This is a genomic window from Candidatus Dactylopiibacterium carminicum (genome assembly GCF_014736495.1).
Classification (GTDB): domain Bacteria; phylum Pseudomonadota; class Gammaproteobacteria; order Burkholderiales; family Rhodocyclaceae; genus Uliginosibacterium; species Uliginosibacterium carminicum.
Genome location: NZ_MDUX01000005.1, coordinates 78,929 through 98,290 on the forward strand (window position 1 = coordinate 78,929; position 19,362 = coordinate 98,290).

20 protein-coding genes are annotated in these 19,362 nt (G+C 65.6%); 2 read left to right on the forward strand and 18 right to left on the reverse strand.

Annotated features, from left to right (window positions below; all coding sequences use genetic code 11):
- Positions 1–153 precede the first annotated feature (153 nt).
- From BGI27_RS02700 to BGI27_RS18615, 6 genes are all read right to left on the reverse strand, one after another.
- Positions 154–1,260: a beta-ketoacyl synthase N-terminal-like domain-containing protein gene (locus tag BGI27_RS02700; protein ID WP_141239688.1), complete on the reverse strand. Its 1,107-nt coding sequence runs from the start codon at positions 1,258–1,260 to the stop codon at positions 154–156.
- A complete protein-coding gene (locus tag BGI27_RS02705) occupies positions 1,257–1,517 on the reverse strand; it encodes a phosphopantetheine-binding protein (RefSeq protein ID WP_095523380.1) in 261 nt (86 codons plus the stop codon). Before BGI27_RS02705 ends, BGI27_RS02700 begins: the two co-directional genes overlap by 4 nt.
- Before the next feature lie 22 nt (positions 1,518–1,539).
- Complete coding sequence (locus BGI27_RS02710) at positions 1,540–2,697, reverse strand: ABC transporter permease (protein WP_095523381.1); 1,158 nt, start codon at positions 2,695–2,697, stop codon at positions 1,540–1,542.
- A 236-nt stretch (positions 2,698–2,933) separates the two neighbouring features.
- Complete coding sequence (locus BGI27_RS02715) at positions 2,934–3,830, reverse strand: BtrH N-terminal domain-containing protein (RefSeq protein WP_095523382.1); 897 nt, start codon at positions 3,828–3,830, stop codon at positions 2,934–2,936.
- Positions 3,827–3,949: a hypothetical protein gene (locus BGI27_RS18420; RefSeq protein ID WP_263406596.1), complete on the reverse strand. Its 123-nt coding sequence runs from the start codon at positions 3,947–3,949 to the stop codon at positions 3,827–3,829. The genes BGI27_RS02715 and BGI27_RS18420 overlap by 4 nt, the downstream gene beginning before the upstream one ends.
- Positions 3,949–4,650 carry a 3-oxoacyl-[acyl-carrier-protein] synthase III C-terminal domain-containing protein gene (locus BGI27_RS18615; protein WP_317984272.1) on the reverse strand — a complete coding sequence of 234 codons (702 nt, stop codon included), beginning with the start codon at positions 4,648–4,650 and terminating at the stop codon, positions 3,949–3,951. Before BGI27_RS18615 ends, BGI27_RS18420 begins: the two co-directional genes overlap by 1 nt.
- Before the next feature lie 8 nt (positions 4,651–4,658).
- Between BGI27_RS18615 and BGI27_RS18620 the strand changes: the two genes are divergently transcribed.
- Positions 4,659–5,141 carry a hypothetical protein gene (locus BGI27_RS18620; protein ID WP_317984273.1) on the forward strand — a complete coding sequence of 161 codons (483 nt, stop codon included), beginning with the start codon at positions 4,659–4,661 and terminating at the stop codon, positions 5,139–5,141.
- On the opposite strand, the gene BGI27_RS02725 is transcribed toward BGI27_RS18620, so the two are convergent.
- From BGI27_RS02725 to BGI27_RS17815, 10 genes are all read right to left on the reverse strand, one after another.
- The gene (locus BGI27_RS02725) at positions 5,077–6,063 is read right to left on the reverse strand and encodes a hypothetical protein (protein ID WP_095523383.1); all 987 of its coding nucleotides are present in this window, start codon (positions 6,061–6,063) and stop codon (positions 5,077–5,079) included. The two genes, BGI27_RS18620 and BGI27_RS02725, sit on opposite strands and share 65 nt — an antisense overlap.
- A gap of 106 nt (positions 6,064–6,169) precedes the next feature.
- Complete coding sequence (locus tag BGI27_RS02730) at positions 6,170–6,667, reverse strand: WbuC family cupin fold metalloprotein (RefSeq protein WP_170942883.1); 498 nt, start codon at positions 6,665–6,667, stop codon at positions 6,170–6,172.
- Positions 6,642–7,196 carry a hypothetical protein gene (locus tag BGI27_RS02735; RefSeq protein ID WP_095523385.1) on the reverse strand — a complete coding sequence of 185 codons (555 nt, stop codon included), beginning with the start codon at positions 7,194–7,196 and terminating at the stop codon, positions 6,642–6,644. Before BGI27_RS02735 ends, BGI27_RS02730 begins: the two co-directional genes overlap by 26 nt.
- Positions 7,197–7,358: 162 nt before the next feature.
- Entirely contained in the window at positions 7,359–8,138 is a 780-nt protein-coding gene (locus BGI27_RS02740) for a DUF58 domain-containing protein (protein ID WP_095523386.1), read from the reverse strand.
- Positions 8,139–8,666: 528 nt separating this feature from the next.
- Complete coding sequence (locus BGI27_RS02745; protein ID WP_095523387.1) at positions 8,667–9,638, reverse strand: AAA family ATPase; 972 nt, start codon at positions 9,636–9,638, stop codon at positions 8,667–8,669.
- Complete coding sequence (locus tag BGI27_RS02750; protein WP_095523388.1) at positions 9,635–11,011, reverse strand: DUF4350 domain-containing protein; 1,377 nt, start codon at positions 11,009–11,011, stop codon at positions 9,635–9,637. Before BGI27_RS02750 ends, BGI27_RS02745 begins: the two co-directional genes overlap by 4 nt.
- On the reverse strand, positions 11,001–12,515 hold the full coding sequence (locus BGI27_RS02755) for a DUF4129 domain-containing protein (protein WP_095523389.1): 1,515 nt from the start codon (positions 12,513–12,515) through the stop codon (positions 11,001–11,003). Before BGI27_RS02755 ends, BGI27_RS02750 begins: the two co-directional genes overlap by 11 nt.
- Positions 12,505–13,470, reverse strand: a complete 966-nt coding sequence (locus BGI27_RS02760; RefSeq protein ID WP_095523390.1) for a stage II sporulation protein M — start codon at positions 13,468–13,470, stop codon at positions 12,505–12,507. Before BGI27_RS02760 ends, BGI27_RS02755 begins: the two co-directional genes overlap by 11 nt.
- Positions 13,467–14,150 carry an RDD family protein gene (locus BGI27_RS02765; RefSeq protein WP_223871555.1) on the reverse strand — a complete coding sequence of 228 codons (684 nt, stop codon included), beginning with the start codon at positions 14,148–14,150 and terminating at the stop codon, positions 13,467–13,469. The genes BGI27_RS02760 and BGI27_RS02765 overlap by 4 nt, the downstream gene beginning before the upstream one ends.
- An 18-nt stretch (positions 14,151–14,168) precedes the next feature.
- Positions 14,169–14,411, reverse strand: coding sequence for a BPSS1780 family membrane protein (locus BGI27_RS17815; protein WP_223871556.1), 243 nt, complete (start codon positions 14,409–14,411; stop codon positions 14,169–14,171).
- 127 nt (positions 14,412–14,538) lie between these two features.
- Between BGI27_RS17815 and BGI27_RS02770 the strand changes: the two genes are divergently transcribed.
- A complete protein-coding gene (locus tag BGI27_RS02770) occupies positions 14,539–14,910 on the forward strand; it encodes a hypothetical protein (protein ID WP_141239689.1) in 372 nt (123 codons plus the stop codon).
- 41 nt (positions 14,911–14,951) lie between these two features.
- Here the strand turns inward: BGI27_RS02770 and dnaE are convergent, their stop codons facing one another.
- Positions 14,952–18,473, reverse strand: coding sequence for a DNA polymerase III subunit alpha (gene dnaE / locus BGI27_RS02775; protein ID WP_095523392.1), 3,522 nt, complete (start codon positions 18,471–18,473; stop codon positions 14,952–14,954).
- Between the two features lie 32 nt (positions 18,474–18,505).
- Positions 18,506–18,859: an Hpt domain-containing protein gene (locus tag BGI27_RS02780; RefSeq protein WP_095523393.1), complete on the reverse strand. Its 354-nt coding sequence runs from the start codon at positions 18,857–18,859 to the stop codon at positions 18,506–18,508.
- Positions 18,860–19,362: the final 503 nt, after the last annotated feature.

Genomic DNA, 19,362 nt, shown 5'->3' on the forward strand with positions numbered 1-19,362 from the left:
CAGGGAGTGTGGAGTCGGGCGTTGGTCTCGCCGCCGGGCCGTGGGTCGGGCTTTAGCCTGACACCGCCTCTCGCCCACCTGCCCAGCGAGTAGGGTGCGCCATGCGCACCGATTCGGCCGATGCACACGGCAATCTGGTGCACGTGGCACACCTTACAGATCGTCTTGCAGCCGGAAGTCCGTGAGTTGCCGGTCAGCCAGTGCGGCGAAGTCGGTCAGCACGGGCAGGTCCGTCTCCTCGTAGGCCTGCAGGCGTAGCCAGTCGCTGCGCTTGCCGCCCTCATCCACCCAGCCCAGCAGCAGTTCCGTAGCGCCGCTCTGGCAGACCAGGCGGAGCGATGCCAGCGTTTCGCGGCTCGTCAGGCAACAGGCGTCGCCCTGCCAGCCGAGCGCTTTCGCAAGATGGGCCAGCGCCTGATTGGGCTGGCTTTGCAGGAACCCCAGGGGCAGCGGCTGGCCGTCCGCCCGGTATTCGGCCAGTGCCGTTTGCAGTGCCTGCGTGGGGCCGGCGATGCTGGACAGGCGCAGACGGGCCTGCGCGGGCAGGCTGGATTCGCCGGCATCCTCCAGGCAGTGCAGCGCACCGAAAAGCGCCAGCTCGGCCCATTCACCGAGGCGGCGCGGCCTGCCGCCCAGGCGTTGCGCCAGCTGCGCGCGCCAGTCCGCCGGCAAGGGGCCGAAGTGGCGGCCGAGGATGCGCCAGGGGCGCAGGGTGGGTCCGGCTTCAGCCGGACGCAATGCGGCAGCTTGGTGTGTCGGGCTGAAGTCCGACCTACTGTTTGGGCGACGCGCACAATCTTCCAGCACCAGCGTGGCATGGCCGCCGCGGAGATGCTCGGTGGCCTGCAGCAGGGCGGCGCTGGCCGAGGTGCAGGCCGTGGAAAACCAGAACAGCGGGCCGCGCCAGTCCAGCCACGCTGCGATGGCTTCGGGCAGACGCAGGCAGTCGTGCGCTGGCGGGATGCCTTCGGGCAGGGTTTCGAGCGCGCCGATGTCGAGCGAGCAGGAGGCGATGAACAACGGCGCCTCGTGGTCCAGCGGCCCGCACTGCGTCACGGCCTGGCGCACGAGGCGCTGCGCGCGGGCCTGCCAGTCGGCGTCTGCGTCGGCAATGGCGAAACAAGGCCAGGCGGGGCCGGTCTCCGGGCGGGCGGGTTCGACGCCGCCGCTGCGCAGGCATTCCAGCGCGGCGGGCAGGTCGGCGCCGAGCGCGCAGACCAGGCCACGCCCTTGGATGAAGACCGGGGCCTTGCCGCTCATGCGGCGCGTGTCTGGAGGTAAGCCTCCAGTGTTGCCAGCGAGGCCATGGCGCGGCGCGTTTCCTTGCTGTCGGCGATGCGCACGCCGAGCTGCTTGTGGATCGCCACCGAGATCTGCAGCGCGTCCAGCGAATCCAGGCCGAGGCGGGATTCCGGCCCGAAGAGGATTTCGTCCAGGGCGAGGCCGCCGGCGGGCTCGTCCTTGTCGCAGGTGGTGAGGATCAGGGTCTTGAGCTTTTCGGAGAAGGCTTGCGTCATGGCGGGAGCGGAGCAGAGGGAGTCAGCGCAGGGTACGGCGCCGGAACAGCAGGATCGCCACCAGCCACATCAGCGCCGCGAAGGCGGCAAGGCGGGCGACGAAGGGCATCGCGGCAGCGAGGCCGCCTTCGCGTAGCAGCACTTGCAGCAGTCCTTCGAGCGCCCAGTTCATGGGCGAGCAGCGTGCGGCGGCCTGCATCACGGCCGGCATCACGAAACTGGGCATCATGATGCCGCCAATGGCGGCCATCAGCAGGTTGCAGGCCGCCCCCAGGGCCGAAGCCTGCGCATGGGTGCGCACCAGGCAGGCCACCGCGAGCGCGAAACCGATGGCGGCAAGGCTGGTGGCGGTGAGCATCAGCAGCAGCGCCGGCCAATGGATGCCGGCCAGTTGCAGGCGTTGGCCGCCCAGCAACGGCACCAGCCAGACGCCGACGGCGAGCATCAGCATGGCCTGCACGGCATTCACGCCAAGATAGGGCGCGGCCTTGGCGAGGATCTGCGTGCGGCGCGGCACACCCAACGTCTGCAGGCGTGCCAGTGTGCCGTCGCGCGCCTCCTGCACGAACAGGCTGGCGATCGCGGTGACGACGAAGAACATGCCGAACACCAGCCAGGCCGGCACGCTCTGCTGGACGGCGGTGGGGCGCACGGCGCTGGCGATGCGCTCGGCGACGACGAGGCGGCCGATGGCGTTGGCCCCCTGGCTGACCAGCCCGGTGAAGCGTTCCTGCACGGCGTTGGCACGCAATTCGCCGACGCTGGCGGCGAGCTCCGCCTCCAGCGTACGGAACAGCGCGGTTTCCAGACCGGGCTCGGTGAGCAGGCGGACCTGCACACCAGGTGGCGATCCGGGAGCAGCGATGACGGTGTTGAAACCGGGCTCGAAAGCCAGCACGTAGCGCAGTTGCCCGCGCCGCAGGGCCCCACGCCAGTCTTCCGGCAAGGCCTGGGGCGCGCCACTGCGGGCCTGCCATTGCGCGAGCAGTTGCTGGCCCGGCCCGTCGGCGGGTGCACCGGCGACGGCGTACATCAGTGTCTGCGTGGACGGGTTGAACTGGTTCTGCAGCGCCAGCGACATGATGACGATGAAGGCCACCGGCATCAGGAACAGCGCCACCAGCCCGTGCGGGTCGCGCAGCAGGGCGAGGAGCTCCTTGCGGATCAACGCGGCGAGCATGGTCGGCTTTCCGTTTGTCGGTTGCGACTGTTGGGCGCCCGCTCATGCTTCGACAGGCTCAGCACGAACGGGGTTGGATCAATTGGCGCATACGTTCCGGAATCCGTTCGTACCGAGGTATCGAAGTGTGAATGGATTCCGAGCGTGACCGCGCTTCGCTGCTGGCGTTGTCGTGCGATTGTCGGGGGCGGTATTTCATTCGCGTAACGATGGGGGGCGGCCATGTTCTGCAGCATCTATTCGTCCCTCAGCGTGCGGTGGGTGAGCTGCATGAACAGCCGCTCCAGATCGTGGCTGCCGTAGCGCGCCGCCTGAAGCGGCAGGCCGGCGGTTTCCAGTGCCTGCAATACTGCGGCAGGCGTGGCGGCAGGCGCGAGTGCGAGCTGGATTTCGCCATCGGCCAGCAGACGTGCCTCACCAAAGCCGGCGAGCAATGCCAGGGTGGCCTCGGCGGGGGCGGCCAGGCGCAGGCTCATCTGTGCGCCGCCCTCGGCCAGCAACTCGGACAACGGGGCCGCACGCAGCACCTGACCATGGTTGAGAATCGCCACGTCGTCGGCAATGGCCTCGATCTCCTCGATGTAGTGCGAGGTGTAGAGCACCGTGGTGCCGGCCTGCGCAAGGCTTTTCACGGCATCGAGCAGGAAGGCGCGCGATTGCGGGTCGACGCCCACCGTGGGCTCGTCGAGCAGGACCAGCTCTGGCTCGGGCAGCAGCGCGATGGCGAGATCATCGCCTTCCTTGCCGTAGACCAGCAGGTTGTGGGCGTTGAAGTGGAAACGCATGGTTTCCGGGAAGTACGGCAGCCAGAATACCGAGGTCTGCGCACCGACGACCTTGCCCTGGGCGAGCAGTTCGTCCAGCCGGCGTTGGCCGGCCTCGGGCGTACGGAAGGTCTCGAAGCGCAGCCGCGTGCCGAAGGCCTGGCCGGTGCCGCGCAGGATGCTGCGCGGCAGGCTGCGGTAGGCGATCAGCGGCAGGCCGTTGATGCGCACGAAGGGCAGGTAGGCGAAGGAGAGGCCGGCCGCGATGCCGAAAGCCAGCGGTTCGGAAACCGCCGCGCCGTGGTGGCGCAGCAGGTTGGCGATAGTGCCGCTTTCGCAGTGGGCGGCGTGCTGGTGCTGGTAGTTCATGGCGGCGTGTGCAGTTGGTCCACGGTCAATCCAAGCGCATCGGCATAGCGCGCATACACCGCCTTGCGGTGGCCGCCGAGGGTGTAGTTACTTTCCTGCGGGACTTCGTCGACGCGCATCAGACGGCCTCCAGCATCGCGAAGCCGGACGAGAAGCGGCCGCTTTCGGGCACGAACATCAGCAGGCGCTGGCCGCGCCGGATGCGGCCGGAACGGAACAGCTCGTCGAGCATGATGTAGGCCGATGCGGAGCCGGTGTTGCCCTTGGTGGCGAGGTTGGTGAACCAGCGGCTGCGCGGGATCGGCAGGCCGATGTCGCGCAGGGCCTGCTCCACCGGATCAGCAAAGTACATCGAGGAAATGTGCGGCAGGAACCAGTCGATGGCGTCTGCCTGCAGCGCGCGCTTGGCGATCAGCGCGGCCAGTGGCTCGGCCAGGGTGGCGCGTACGATGTGCTCGTTGAGCAGTTTGACGTCCTGCTTCACGGCGAAGATCGAGCGCTGACCCCATTCGGCATGGGTGGCGTTGCGCCAGCTGGCCAGCGTGCCGTCGGTGTTCTGCTCCGCGCCCATGTACATGCAGGCCGGCAGTTCGTGCGCAGCGGAAGAAAGCTCGATCCATTCGATGCGCAGGCTGAGCGGGCCGCGTGGGGCGTTTTCCAGCAGCATCGCGCCGGCGCCGTCGGAAAGCATCCAGCGCAGGAAATCCTTTTCGAAGGCCAGTTGCGGCGTGTTTTCCAGCGCGGCGAGCTGGGCCTTGGTCTCGGGCTGGTAGAACTCGCCACGCAGACCGGAGGAGGCCAGTTCCGAGCCGGTGGCCACGGCGCGCGTTGCGCCTCGCCGCTCTTTACCGCCAGCCAGGCGTGCTTGAGCGCGGCGGTGCCGGCCAGGCAGATGCCGGCGAAGGACAGCGCCTCCAGGCGCGGCCAGCCCAGTTCGCCATGCACCATCACGGCGTGGCCGGGCATCAGCTGATCGGGCATCGAGGTGCCGGCGGCCAGGCAGTCGATCGCGCCGAAATCCTCGCCGAGCGCGCGGATCGCGGCGGCGGTGAGCTGCGCGTTGCTCATCGCGTTGCGGCCGGTGGCGCGGTCGATGGCGTAATGGCGGTGCTGGATGCCGTTGCTGCGCAGCACCAGGCGGAGGGCCTTGGAGGGTTTGCCGCCGACCAGACCGAGTACGTCCTCCATCTCGTCGTTGGAAACGGGGTCGAAGGGCAGGAAGGCGGCGGTACGGGTGATGAAGACTTCAGTGCTCATATTGCGACAGACGCTCGGTGCCCGAGCCCGAGGGGAGTTCAAGGAGCCGCTTGAGTGTGGCGAAGCGCTGCGCCAGGAAAGGGCGCAGCAAGGCTTGCGCCATCAGGCTGAACGGGACGACGGCGAGGATGATGGCGATCAGGAAGATCACGTAGAGCACCAGCAGCGGGCGCCGGGATGCTGCGCCGGAGCCTCCTGCGGCACGCAACAGGCGACCCCAGAGCTGAAAACTGCGCGTGCCTGCGCGTTCGCTGGCGAGCAGGCGTGGATTGGCTTGTACGGCGGCCAGACCGGTCAGCAATGCCTGGTCGCCGCGTTCGCGGTCTTCGAGCAGGGCATCGCGCAGTGCGCGGCCGAAACGGGCGCAGCGCGCGATTTCGGTGCTGGAAACGCCGGCGGGTGGCAGGCCGAACCAAGCCTTCTTTCCCGTGAGCAGCCACAGCGGTGTGGTGAGCAGGGTCACCAGCGTGGGCGCGCGGTCGGTGAGTACGACATTGTCGAGCAGGCGGGCGCCGGTGGTGGCGAGCAGCGCCTTGAATTTCTCGTGCGCCAGCAGCCACATGTTGCGGCAGCCTATCACGCTGACCACGGGCCGGCCGGCGAGCAGGCGTGCCGCCACCGGATGCCTGAGGAAGGCGGTGACGGGCTGGCTGGGCGCAAGGGACCAGACCTGCCAGGGCAGGATCACCAGGTCGAAATCTTCTTTACCGGACAGACCCAGCGGGGCCAGCGGTGGCGGCACGAGATGTGCGGACTCCGGGAACGCATCGAAGAAGCGATGCAACGACCATGGATAGGGAAAGGCCGGTTCGGGGTGCAGGCGTTCGACGTGGATGGCAAAACGTTCGTCTTCGCGCAACGGCGCCAGGATGCACTCAACGATGGCGTCGAGCTGCCCGCTCTGGGAATAGGCCAGCACCAGGATGCGCTTGCGGAGCGCAACGCCTGTTGGCGCGGGTGCGGAGCTGTTCGACATGGGATGCGCGGGACTGGGGACCAAAAGCGCGCGATATTAGCATTGCGCCCTGTGGATCGCCCTCCCCGGGCGCCCCGCGCGCGTATGGCAAAGCCATTTGTTCCGCTCAGGATGCGGCGAAAAGCGCGGACAGCATGGCTTGGTAACTTGAGGCATCGGCAGTGTTTTCCATGGGGGCCCAGGGCGCGCGCTCTGCCGTCGTGAGCGGCACATAGGGCCCGGCCTTGACCTCGAGGAAGAGCGTGCCGGGGGCCAGCGCCACCACGCTGTGCCACAGGCCCGGCTGCAGATGTACGCCGGCGCAACCGCCTGCGGAGAGCTCATGCACCTGGGTGATCCGGCCGGCATCGTCGAACAGGATGACGCCCAGTCGCCCCCGTAACATCAGCAGCGTTTCGGCTTTGTCCGCTGCGAGATGGCAATGCGGTTGTACGTAGCTGCCGGGCTCGATGGCGTTGAAAAGGCGCTGCACGGCCTCGTCGGTACTGGCGTGCAGGTTGCGGTTGCGACGCAGCCGGGAAGACTGGCGTGCTTCGGCGCTGAGCGCGTCGAGCAAGGTGTGGTCGAACCAGACCGCGTCAGTTGCCGAAGCGGTAGGTGGCACCGAAGCTGACGTAGGGGTTCAGATGCAGGCCGCTGCCGCGCGCCTCGGGATTCAGACCCAGCGAGCCCGGAGTCTGACAGGCCTGGCCGATGCCCGCACATTTGCTGCCTGCCGAAAGCGCGGTGCCCACGCCGGCGGAGAAGCTCCAGTTGCTGGAGGGGAGGAAGCTGCCCTGCCAGCCCAGCGCAAAATGAGAGCTGCTGATGCTGCCGTTGTCTGCCAGGTTACGCTTGCCCGTCCAGCTCAGGCCGGTACTGCCGTAGAAGCCCTGCATGGGCAAGGCCCACTCGGCGCTCAACGATTGCAGGGGGACTTCTGCGGGGAGCGCTGCCGGCGTGCTGGCGGTAGCCGGCTCTTGTGTGAAGCGCAGGCGGAAGCCCGGTTCCTCACGCTTGAGCGAGAGCCCTTCGCCATGCCCCTTGAACAGCAACAGGCCGGAGGGTTGTGCTTGCGCCATGAGCGTGGCGGCACTCAGACTGAGTGCAGCCAGTAGACGCAACAAGAGGGGCAGTGGGCGTGAAACGGACATCGAAGCAGCAATCGTGACAGGCGTGGTGATAGGTGAGGAAGGACAGAACCGAGTCTTCATGATAGGTGGGCATGGAGGCGTCGGAAAGTTCCGACAACGCTTTGCCGCGGCCGTTCAATCCAGCGTGTTGCCTTCTTGCCACGGATGCTTGCCATGCGCTTGTTACAGCATCGTGGCGGCCTTGATGGCAAGGTAGCGGTTGATGCTTTCCACGGCGAGCTTTTCCGGCTGTACGTCCAGGCACAGCACACCTTCCGCGCGCAGGCGGCGGAGGCTGGCTTCCCGGCGCTGGGCGTAACCGCTGGCTGCGGCAAGGTGTGAGGCTTCCAGCGGTGTGCCGATAGCGGCGTGGCGCGCCTGGTCCAGCGCTGCTTCGCGCAGGCTGGCGACCAATACCAGGTGACGCGCGCGCAGCAGGCGCGTGGCGGCGAGCAGGTTCTGGTCATCCTCGTCGCGCAGGTTGGTGAGCAATACCACCAGGGCGCGTTTGCGCTCGTGCATCAGCAACTGCTGGGCTGCGCGCTCGAAATCGCTGACCTGCAGCGTGGGCTGCAGGTCGTAGGTTTCACGCAGGATATGGTTGAGCGTGCTGCCGGCGTGCTGGGCAGGCAGGTAGCGTTGTGGGCCACCCAGCGTCATCAGGCCGACGCGGTCGCCATGGTTGAGGCCCACGTAGGCGAGCAGCAGCAGGGCATCCAGGGCGTGATCGAAGTGGGAGAGTGAGCCTCCGGTGTGATCCGTGTGGGGTACACCGCTCCCCGAGGGGGCCATGCCCAGCTCCGGGCGATCGGGAGTCTGATCGGGATCGTTGTCGCGTGCACCCATGCGGCGGCCGCAATCGAGCAGCAGCAGGATGCGCTGGTCGCGCTCGTCCTGGTATTCGCGCGAAATCCATGCCCTGGCCGCGTCGGCGGCGCTGGCGTTGACCGATGCGTGCGTCACGGGTGTGCTCTGCCTGCAGTGCATGACGTGTCAGAGGTGCAAAGTTCGGATAGACGCGAACGCTGGCGGACGCTTCGCCCACCGTCATCTGGCGCAGCCAGGCATGCCAGGGCGAGCGCACGCGCAGCGCGATGCCGGCGAAATGATGTTCGCCACGCAACAGCGGGCGCACGCGGTAGCGCAGGTTCCAGTGCGCGGCAGCTTCTCTTCGGGCCAGCGCAGGCATGCCTTCCTGCGCGAAATGGGCCGGCAGGTGATCGAAGAGGTCGACATGATAGGGAATCCAGCCTTGCCAGTGCAGCATCAGTTCGACTGGCGACCATACCCCCAATGGCAGCGTCTGGCGTATCCGCCGTTCAGCCTGTGGCGGTGTCAGCCTGCGAACCACCAGGAGGTCGGCGCCGGCCCAGCCGGCCAGCAGAAGGCCCAGCCCGGCCACCAGCAGCTGCAACGGTGGCCAGAAGGCCGCGGCGATGGCCGTGGCGAGCCAGACGCCAAGCGCCTGGAGCAGGGCTCTGGCGGGCAGGATCATGCGCGTGGCGCCGGGGTGCGGACGAGCAGGGCTTCGAGCACGCTGTCGGTGGTGAGCCCCTCGATCTCTGCTTCGGGCATCAGGCTGACGCGGTGGCGCAGCGCGGGCAGGGCGATCTGCTTGATGTCGTCCGGTGTGACGAACTCCCGCCCGGCCAGCAGGGCTGCGGCACGGCCCGCGCGCAGCAGTGCGATGCCGCCGCGCGGGCCGGCACCGATGGCGATGGCCGGGTTCTCGCGCGTGGCACGGGTGATGCGTACGGCGTAATCGAGTACGGCGTCGTCCACCTGCAGCCCGGCGGCCAGCCCCTGCATGGCCTGAAGCTGTTCCGGCGTGGCGACCTGGCGCACGGCATCGACTTCCAGGCGATCACCGGTACGGCCGCTGGCGGAGGTGGCCACCAGCGTCCGTTCTTCCTCCAGCGTCGGGTAGTCGATCAGCAGCTTGAGCAGGAAGCGGTCCAGTTGCGCTTCGGGTAGCGCGTAAGTGCCTTCCTGTTCGATCGGGTTCTGCGTGGCAAGCACCAGAAAGGGCGGCGGCAGCGCGTGCGATTGCCCTTCGATGGTGACCTGGCCTTCCTGCATCACTTCCAGCAGCGCGGCCTGCGTCTTGGCCGGCGCGCGATTGACCTCGTCGGCCAGCACCAGGTTGGCGAATACCGGGCCGCGGCGTATCACGAACTGGCTGCTGCGGGCATCGAACAGGGTGTGGCCGGTGATGTCGGCGGGCATCAGGTCCGGCGTGAACTGGATGCGCGCGAACTGGCCGCCGAAGGTTTTGGCCAGCGCCTTGACTAGCAGGGTTTTGCCCAGGCCGGGCACGCCTTCCAGCAGCACGTGGCCGCCGGCAAGAAAGGCGCACAGGGCGTGGTCGACCACGGCACGCTGGCCGACGAATACGCGTTCGATCTCGGCGCGCAGCAGCTGTGCCAGGGCGGTGGCGTCGGCGGGAGTCTGGGGCAGGTTCATGGGCGTGTTCCGGCAGAAGGGATGGGACGTGAAGCGGGACGGAAATGGCGGATCGCATCGCGCAGGCGTACGAGCTGCATGCAGATGCGCTGGAATTCATGGGCATTCGCCGGCGTCGCCTGCAGGGCGTGGCTGACCTGGGCAGGCGACAGGCCGCTGGCGAGTGCGCCGAGGGCGGCGGCGTCTTCCAGCTCGGGATGGCGCTGGCGCATCAGCTGCAACAACTGGCGTACTTCCTCGCGTAGCGGTGCAAGCAGTGCCGTGTGGCTACCCTGACGCAGCAGGAACTGGCCGCTGGCGGCAATGTGCTCCCGCAGGCTGGGGCGACTGGCTTCGCGCGGCGGCAAACGCGGCCCGAAACGTGGCATCGCACGCCACAGCAAGGCAGCCACCAGCACGAACGCGATCAGGATTGCCGCTGGCGCGTGCTGCCATAGCCAGGCCGGCAGCGAGGGATAGTCGGGGTCGATGAGGAAATACACCGGGCGGGCGTCACCGGGCAGCGTGGCCAGGTGCAGGAACAGGCGGGCGTGGTCGTATTCGCCGATACCCTCGTTGTCCATTAGGTCGAGATTGCCGGTGGTGACCAGCCCCTTGCCGTAGTGGAAGCGGGCATAGACCGCCAATGGTAGCGCTTCCGTTTCATCAGCTTGCGCGACATGGAAGACAGGCAAGGGGCGATAACGCGTGCGCGACATCGTGGGTTCGTCGTCTTCCTCGTCTTCTGCGCCGTCTCCATTTTCCTTTTTGACAGGAGCGAAGCGACCGTGCGTCAGCGCGGTCCAGACCTCCTGTGCAGGTTGCCGGAAGACCAGGCCGCGCTGCTTCAGCTGCAGTGCGTCGCCTTCGATCTGGAGACTGGCCGGTGGCGTGACGCGGCAGGCCTGAGCGGGAGCAGGATCACTGCTGTCCTCGCCTTCGTCTTCATCCTCTTCATCTGCCTGTTTTTCCGGCATGGGCCGGCTGCTGTACCAGCCAGCCACTTCGATGCCGAGGGCATCATGAAGTGGATAGGCGTCGACGTCATTGTCCAGTGGCAGCAGCAGATGCCCGCCGCGTGCCACCCAGTCCAGCAGTTCGGTGCGGTGTGCGTCGTCGCGCAGTGCGCCCGGGCGCAGCAACACCAGCGTGCTGTGCCCTGGAAGGGCCGCCAAGCGTTGCCCGGAGGGCAGGATGGATGCTTCATATTTCCCCGCCTGCAGCAGTAGCAATCCTGCATGCAGCGGATTGTCGCGGGCAGCCTTGCCGGCTTCCGTGGTGCGGCTGGTTTCCACCCATTCGTAGTTGCGCATCAGCCAGAAGGCGGCCGCGGCCAGGAACAGGGTGCCCAGCAAACCAAGCAACAGCCATTGCGCGCGCGTGCTACGTGCCATGCGGCACCTCCACGCTGAATTGCTCGCGCCATTGCTCACACAACTGGGAGATCTCGCCGATGTCGACCGACTGGTGCGCATAGGCCAGGCGCTGCCAGCAGCCCAGCAGGCGGGCGAGATAAGGCGCATGCGCGCGCGCCTGGCGGTGTACCCGCACCAGACAGTCTCCCTCGGTGTCACCGGCCGCGAAGCGCACACCTTCATCGTGTGCCAGGCGCGACAGGCTGCTGCGAAACAGCAGGCCCAGAGCGGCGCGCAGATCTCCGCGCCCGGCCAGCAGCAACGCGGCTGCGGCAGGATCGTCGGGCAGGGATTCCGGACGGATGTCGAAGCCGGCGAGTTCGGCAGGTGGTGCGGCCTGTCTGGCGTACCTGGCGGGCAGGCGCGTACGCGCGACGAGCCAGGCCAGCAACACGACTACGACGGCGATCAGCAGCCAGCCGATGATCCGGCCCAGGCTGGCGAAGAATCCGATCAGGTCCGCGAGGGCCTTGCCGAGCCCTTCAAGATCCAGCCAGCGCATCAGACCCTCCAGCCACGTTCTGCCGGGCTGGTCGTCCGTGCTTGCGGGGCGGCTGCGCTTTTGCAGCTTGTGTTCGGTGATGGTTTCGCCGAAGACCGGATCTTCGAGGATCTGCTGGATGCGTACGTCCGCTTGCTGCAAGACGGCTTCTCGTTGACTGTCGGCTGCCTGGGCCGGCGAGGACTGCCAGAGGAAGCCTGCGAGCAATATGGCCAGCACTACCGGCAATGTCCGTGCGAGACGGCGGAACTGCAACTCCACATCCCAGGCTTCGAGATCGGTGCGGCGTTTCAGGTACAGCGCGAAGCCGCCTGCGACATACAGTGGCTCCAGCAGGCAACTGCCGGTCTGGAAGGCCAGGTAGTAAAGCCAGATGAACCAGTATTGACGGCCTTCGTCCCACCACAAAGCTTCCCAGTCCAGTTGTTCCAGCAGTTCGGAGGGCAGCAGGATCAGGCTGAGGCTGAACACGCTGAGCACGAACAGCGTTTCGAGCAGCGGCCACAGCCCGGTCTGCAGCAGGGCGGTGCCACTGACCTGCCGCAGGATCAGGCTGCGCCGGCGGCGCGCTGCCTTGCCACCCAGGCCTTCGAGCAGGCTTACCGCAAGTACCGTCGAACGATAGGGTGAGAGGCGTGCCAGCGTGAGTTCGCGCAGCAAGCCGCCGCGCCACCACAGGCCGGGCAAGGCACGCCAGAGTGCGCGCGGCCCGAGCTGGTCGCCGAAGACCGCGTGGCCGAGCAGATGCAGGGCGACGCGGTCGAACGCTGGCTTGAGCCACCACAGCAGCAGGGCCGGCCACCAGGGTTCGATCCCCGTCAGTGCGGCAATGCCGTAACAGAGCAGGGCCAGCGGGAGTGCCACCGAGAGATAGCCACGGTAGAGCGTGCGGGCATTGGCGACGCCGAAACGGATACCCAGGTCGATGGCTTCCCAACTGCTGCGGGGGCGCAGCGCCAGGGCGAGGCGCTCAAGTTCCATGGCGACGCCCCGCGAAGACGAAGTACAGCATGGGCAACAGGCTCAATGCGCCGCCCACGCCCAGTTTTACGGGGAAAGGCAGGCGCAGCGGTGACCAGAAGGCTTCGATCAGCGCAGCAATGACCAGCATCACGGCCAGCCCACAGACCATGCCGATCAGGCTGCGGCCCGTTTCGCGCAGGGCGTCGCTCCGGCTGCGGCGTCCGGGTGCGAGCAGTGCTGCACCCAGGCGCAGGCCTGCCGCACCGGCCAGAACGATGCCTCCTAGCTCGAAGCCGCTGTGGCCTACCACGAAGGAATAGAAGTTTTCGCCCAGCCCGGCCTGCACCAGGCGCATTTCGACCACACCGAAGAGCAGGCCGTTGAACACCAGACTGAACACCGTGAGCACGCCGCCGAGCAATCCACCGGCAAAGCAGCGGAAGGCGATGCTGACGTTGTTGAAGATGTAGAAACCGAACATGGAGAAATCGGTGCCGGCATCCCGCGCTGTACGGCCCAGCGCGGTGGTGCCATCGCGGTACATCTCGACGAAGCCGCGCACCTGTTCTGGCGAAACCACGAGGTAGGCGAACTCGGGATTCAGATGTACCGCCAGCATCATCAGTAGCATTGGGCCGAACAACAACAATGCCGCTGCCAGTACCCAGACACGGTGCGCACGCACATCGGCCGCAAAGCCGCCGCCGGCATAGCGCCGCAAGCGTCGCCAGAAATCGCCGTCGCCACTGTAAAGATGATCATGGCCTTGCTGGACCAGATCGTGCAGCCGCTCGACCAGGGCCAGACTGTAATCACGCTCGCGCGTGAGTGCGAGTTGCTGGCACAGATTGCGATAGCGTGCGGGCAGTTCTTCGGGCGGGAAGGGGGGCTGCGCGCCGCGCCGTTTCTTCAACCAGTCGGCGAAGGCCTGCCATCCGGTTTCGTGCAAGGCTTCGAACTGGGCCTGTTTCACGCTTGCCGCCCGATCAGGTGATTGGCCAGCCTCAGCAAGCGCGCCGCGCCTTGAGGTGGTTGCGCACCGTGAGCCAGCGTGGGCAGCAGTGCGGCGAGTTCCTCCTGACGCTCGGGTGTCAGGCGTGGTGCGCGTTCGGCGAAAGCCAGGATGGCCCGTTGCGCCTCGCGACCGAGCGGGGCGGTGGGCGGGATTGGTGTGGCCGTGGGGATGAGGGTGGCCGGTGTGGTGTGGCGATAGACCACCAGCGTACCGGCGACGATATCGCCCAGGCGGCGGAATTCGCGGTGCAGCAGCATGCTGACGGCGCCGAGCGCGTAACCGAAGGGGAGGAAGTCCGCCGTGCGCAGCAGGTTGCGCGTCAGCGAGGCGCCCCAGCCGACTGGCGTGCCGTTGTCGTTCAGCACCAACAGCCCAAGCGCGCACTTGCCCGGCGTGCTGCCGCGCCAAAGCACTTCGAAAAGCACCGGGTAGAACCATTCGATGAGGAAGAACAGCAGCAGCCACAGACCGCTGCCGAACTCCCCCAGCAGGCTGAACAGGTTGCCGGCAAGGGCCAGCAGCATGAAGCGCAGCATCAGATCGATCAGCCAGGCCAGCGCACGTGGCAAAAGCCCGGCCGGGTGCAGGCGGATTTCGATCAGTTCGGGTGTCGTGACCGGGCGCAGGGTATCGAGCATCGGAGACCGGCGTCGATATCAGTCGGCGTGATAGATGTCGCGATAGCTCACGTACATCGAGGCGAAGCTCAGCGGGAGGACTACCAGCAGCCCGAGCCCCAGTGGAACCAGGCCGAGAGTCAGCAGGACAAGCATCAGCAGGCTGTAGATCAGGAAGGGTAGCCAGTTGCGCAAACAGCCGATGAAGCTCGCCTTCAGCGCTTCGATGGGGTGCATGTTGCCTAGCACGATCAGGGGGGGCGCGAACCACAGGGTTGCCATCACGGGTGTCTTCTCCACCGCCGAGGAGCATGGACAGCATCGAGCCGCCGGGAATCAGGATCATCGGCAGCATGCTCACGAAGTAGGCCAGTACGCCGATCAGACCGACGATCAGCAGCGGTATGGCATGGCTGGAGAAGGCTGCGAACAGATCTCCGATGCTGAGCTCGCCGGTACGGCGTTGGCGATCAGCGGCGAACAGCAGGCCAGCCATCAGGAAGACGTTCAATACGCTGCCAAACAGGTTCAACAGTGGAATCAGCGACACCACCACCATCATCAGCCCACCCCAGATCAGGGTGAGGCCGATCCAGGTACCCGGCTCCTGCTTGAAGAGATCCCAGCCGCCGCTTATCCAGACCGCACTCTGGCCCGCTTCCACGGTACGTCCGCGTGGCAGGGCAATGTCGCCATCCTGCGCACCCTCGGAAAAATCCAGCGACGCTTCGGGCGGGGCGTAAGGGTTGGTGGTCATGATTTATTCCATGCGGATCGATAGGAGTGCGCGAGCATGCCGGATGTCATGGGGTGCGACAAGCGTCAGCCATAGACGATATCCACGGATTCCGGCGCCAGCCATTCGCGCAATCCTTCGAGCAGGCTTTCGTCCAGGCGTACGCGCCAGCCCTCGCCGAAAGGCAGCTCGCCTTCGGCGCGGCCGTTGCGATAGCTGACGCGAATCGGGCAGCCGCCATCCTCCCGCGTGGCACGGTAGGCTTCCAGCAGGTGCAGGAGGCGCTCACTGGCTGCGCGTGCGCCGGCCTTGCGGGCGACTTCTTCGGCGATGCGGATGCGCAGCAGCCGGGCATGGCGGCTGCGCGCCTCACCCAGCGTCATCAGACGCTCGGCGATGATGCGCAGGGCATCTTCTCCGGCGAAGTCATCCGGGCTGGCCTTGCCTTCGACGATCAGTACTTCGTCCTGGTTGATCTTGCCCTTGCTGGCTTCCAGCACTTCGGCATAGATCGTGATGTCGCGTGCGCGCGAACCATCGTCGATCGTGACGAAAGCGACCTTGCCGCGCTGCCCCATCTTCACCCGGATGCCGGTGACCACGCCGGCCATCATCTGGGGGTCCTTGCGTGGTTCGAGGCGGGACAGTGGCGTGCGCACGAAGCGACGCACCTCGGCAGCGGAACTGTTGAAAGGGTGGCCGGAGAGGAAGAAGCCGATGGCGGTCTTCTCTTCGGTGAGACGTTGCTTTTCGTTCCACGGACGAGCGTCGATGTATTCGGGCGCGATGGCCGAGCGGCCACCGTCATCCAGATCGAAAAGGCCGCCCTGGCCGGCATTGGCTGCTGCCTGTTCGGCGGCCTCCATGGCGATACCGACGGTGGCGAGCAGCTTGGCGCGATGCGGACTGCCATCCGGCGCCTTGGGGGCGATGGTGTCCAGGGCGCCGGCGCGCACCAGGGCTTCGACGACACGGCGGTTGGCCGCGCGGCGATCGATGCGGGCGCAGAAATCGAACAGGTCGCGGAACGGCCCGTCCGCCTCCCGCGCGGCAAGGATGCCGCGCACGGCAGGCTCGCCGCAGCCTTTCACGGCGCCAAGGCCGTAGCGGATGGTTTTGGCGTCGGTCGGTTCGAAGCGGTAGTTGGAGTGATTCACGTCCGGCGGCAGGATCTTGATGCCGTTGGCGGCAGTGTCTTCGTAGAAGATCTTGACGGTATCCGTGTTGTCCAGGTCGGACGACAGGGTGGCGGCCATGAAAGCTGCGCAGTGGTGCGCCTTGAGCCAGGCGGTGTGGTAGGTGACAACGGCATAGGCTGCGGTGTGCGACTTGTTGAAGCCGTATTCCGCGAACTTGGTCATCAGGTCGAACAGATGCTCGGCAAGCTGAGGGTCGTAGCCTTTCTTGGCCGCACCTTCCGCGATCGTGGCGCGGTGCTTGGCCATTTCCTCGGGCTTCTTCTTGCCCATCGCGCGGCGCAGCATGTCCGCGCCACCGAGCGTGTAGCCGCCGATGATCTGCGAGATCTGCATCACCTGTTCCTGATACACGATCACGCCATAGGTAGGTTCCAGGCAGGGCTTGAGATCCGGGTGGAAGTAATCGATCGCTTGCTGCCCCTTCTTGCGCAGGATGAAGTCATCCACCATGCCCGAGCCCAGCGGGCCCGGACGATAGAGCGCGAGCACGGCGATGATGTCTTCGAAGCGGTCCGGGCCGAGCTTCTTCAGAAGCTTCTTCATGCCGTCCGATTCCACCTGGAAGATTGCCGTGGTGTTGGCGTCTTTCAGGATCTGGTAGGCGGCCGGGTCTTCGAAGCCCAGTCCCATGAGGTCGGGCCGCTCGCCGGTGAGGCGCTGCACGTAATCGAGCGCGAGATCGATGATGGTGAGGTTGCGCAAGCCCAGGAAGTCGAACTTCACCAGGCCGATCTGCTCGACGTCGTCCTTGTCGAACTGGGATACGGTGACTGCGTCGTCGCCATCGGCGAGATAGATCGGGCAGAAGTCCGTGATTTTGCCCGGCGCGATCAGCACGCCGCCGGCGTGCATGCCGACGCCGCGGGTCATGCCTTCGAGGGGTAAGGCGAGTTCCCACAGTTCGGTGACGGATTCGCCATCGGAAGAGTCCGTCATCATTTCGTTGATGGCGGGTTCGGCCTCGCGCGCTTCCTCCAGACCGAGCGGCTTGTTCTGTACCACCGGAATGGCCTTGGAAAGGCGGTCGCAAAGGCCGTAGGGAAGATCCAGTACGCGGCCGACGTCGCGTACTACGGCTTTTGAAGCCATGGTGCCGAAGGTGGCGATCTGGCTGACGGCGTCGTGCCCGTAGCGGTCGCGCACATAGTCGATGACCATGTAACGCTTTTCCTGACAAAAATCGATGTCGAAGTCGGGCATCGATACGCGTTCAGGGTTCAGGAAACGTTCGAACAGGAGGGCGTAGGCCGTGGGGTCGAGGTCAGTGATCTTCAGCGAGTAAGCCACCAGCGAACCCGCACCGGAGCCCCGGCCCGGGCCGATGGGCACGCCATTGTTTTTTCCCCACTGGATGAAGTCGGCCACGATCAGGAAGTAGCCGGGGAAGCCCATCTGGATGATGGTATCCGTCTCGAATTTGAGGCGTTCCAGATAGCGGGGGCGCTCGCGATCCCGATCGGCGGGATTAGGGTAGAGCTGAACAAGACGTTTTTCCAGCCCTTGGTGCGCTTCCCTGATAAGGAAATCATCCAGAGTCATGCCGTCGGGCGTTGGGAACTGCGGCAGGAAGTTCTTGCCCAGGGTTACCGTGAGCGAGCAGCGGCGTGCGATTTCGACGGCGTTTTCCAGCGCTTCAGGAATGTCGGCGAACAGCTCGACCATCTCGGCCTGGCTCTTGAAATACTGCTCTTCGGTGAAATGCTTAGGGCGGCGCGGATCTGCCAGTACATAGCCCTGCGCGATGCAGACACGCGCTTCGTGAGCGCGGAAGTCCTCCCGCTTCAGGAATTGCACCGGATGTGTGGCGACTACGGGCAGGCCAAGTTCGCCTGCCAGGTGCAATGCCTGCTGCAGGATGTTTTCGCCGCCAGGGTGGCCTGCGCGCTGGATCTCGATATAGAAACTGCCGGGGAAGCGCGCAGCCCAATCCTGGGCCAGGGCTTCGGCGGCCTTCTGGTTGCCGGCGGCGAGCGCTGCGGCGATGTCGCCTTGCTGGGCACCGGACAGGCAGATCAGATCGGAAGCGCTGGTGGTGTCCAGCCATTCGCGGCGCAGTTCGGCGCGGCCGCGTAGCTTGTTTTCGATGTAGGCCCGCGTGATGAGCTCACACAACTGGCGGTAACCAGTAGGCGTGCGCACGAGCAGCAGGATGCGATGAGGTTTGTCACGCTCGGCATCGTTGGTGAGCCAGGCATCTACACCGATTACCGGTTTGATGCCTTTGCCACGACAGCCTTTGTAGTGCTTGACCATGCCGAACAGGTTGGCAAGGTCGGAGATGCCAAGAGCAACCTGGCCATCTGCAGCGGCAGCCGCGATGACGTCGTCGACGCGGGTGATGCCGTCCTCGATCGAGAACTCGGTATGCAGGCGCAGGTGTACGAAACGGGGGGAAGCGGTGGAATCCATGAGCAGGATTCTACCCCGTGGTCTTTCCTGGCTTAGCGCAACTCGTTTTGCAATGCCTGTTCGACACGTTGCAGCTCTGTACAAAGCTGCTCTGTCAGCCGGCCGAGGTTGGAGTGGTCGTCTGCCTTGGCTGCGGCTTCCAGTGCCAGTGCAGCGTCTACAGCGGCACGTACGCCGAAATTGCTGACGGCACTCTTGGCGCAGTGGGCCACTGCATGCAGACGCTGTGCATCACCGGCGGCGAGTTCATTCAGCAGGCTGGCACGGAGGGATTGGCTGTCCGTGATGAATACAGCGGCGATGTCGCGCAACAGGCCTTCGTCCCTCCCGATTTGCTCGAGTACCCAGTGGCGGTCATAGACGGTGTTCGGATCGAATTGGATCATGGTCGTTTGAAGTCACAAGAGTTTGCATATAAGAGGCGGGCAGGCGACACCGAGCAAACTGTCGCTTGACCCACGGGAGGAATAACGGATGGTTTCGGTATTTTTCGAGAGGAGTCCGCGTGTCAATCGTCGCATCTCGTTACTGCGGCGATTTGCCGCGAAGAGTCAGTAGCCGGACAGGGTGCTTCGCAGTAATCCCCTGGTGTATCAGGGGAATGTCGTGCCGATGAGGCTATCAAGCAATAGGGAGGCTTTGCTGACAAGCGTTCCTCCCTTCAGAGCACATGTGGATGCGCTCATCAGGACAGGATGGATATCGAGCTGCTGCGCGTTGTATTGCTGTAATGCAACATGCGCCACAGTGTGGTGTTTTTACAATCTCTAGGGTAAACCCTGAGAAAGTTCTGGCAGAATTGATGTGGCACAAGTCTGGGTCGGATGGAGGGGGTGAATCGCCCCGGGTTTCCTAGACAGCCCCGAGCTTCATGAAATACTGTTTTTCA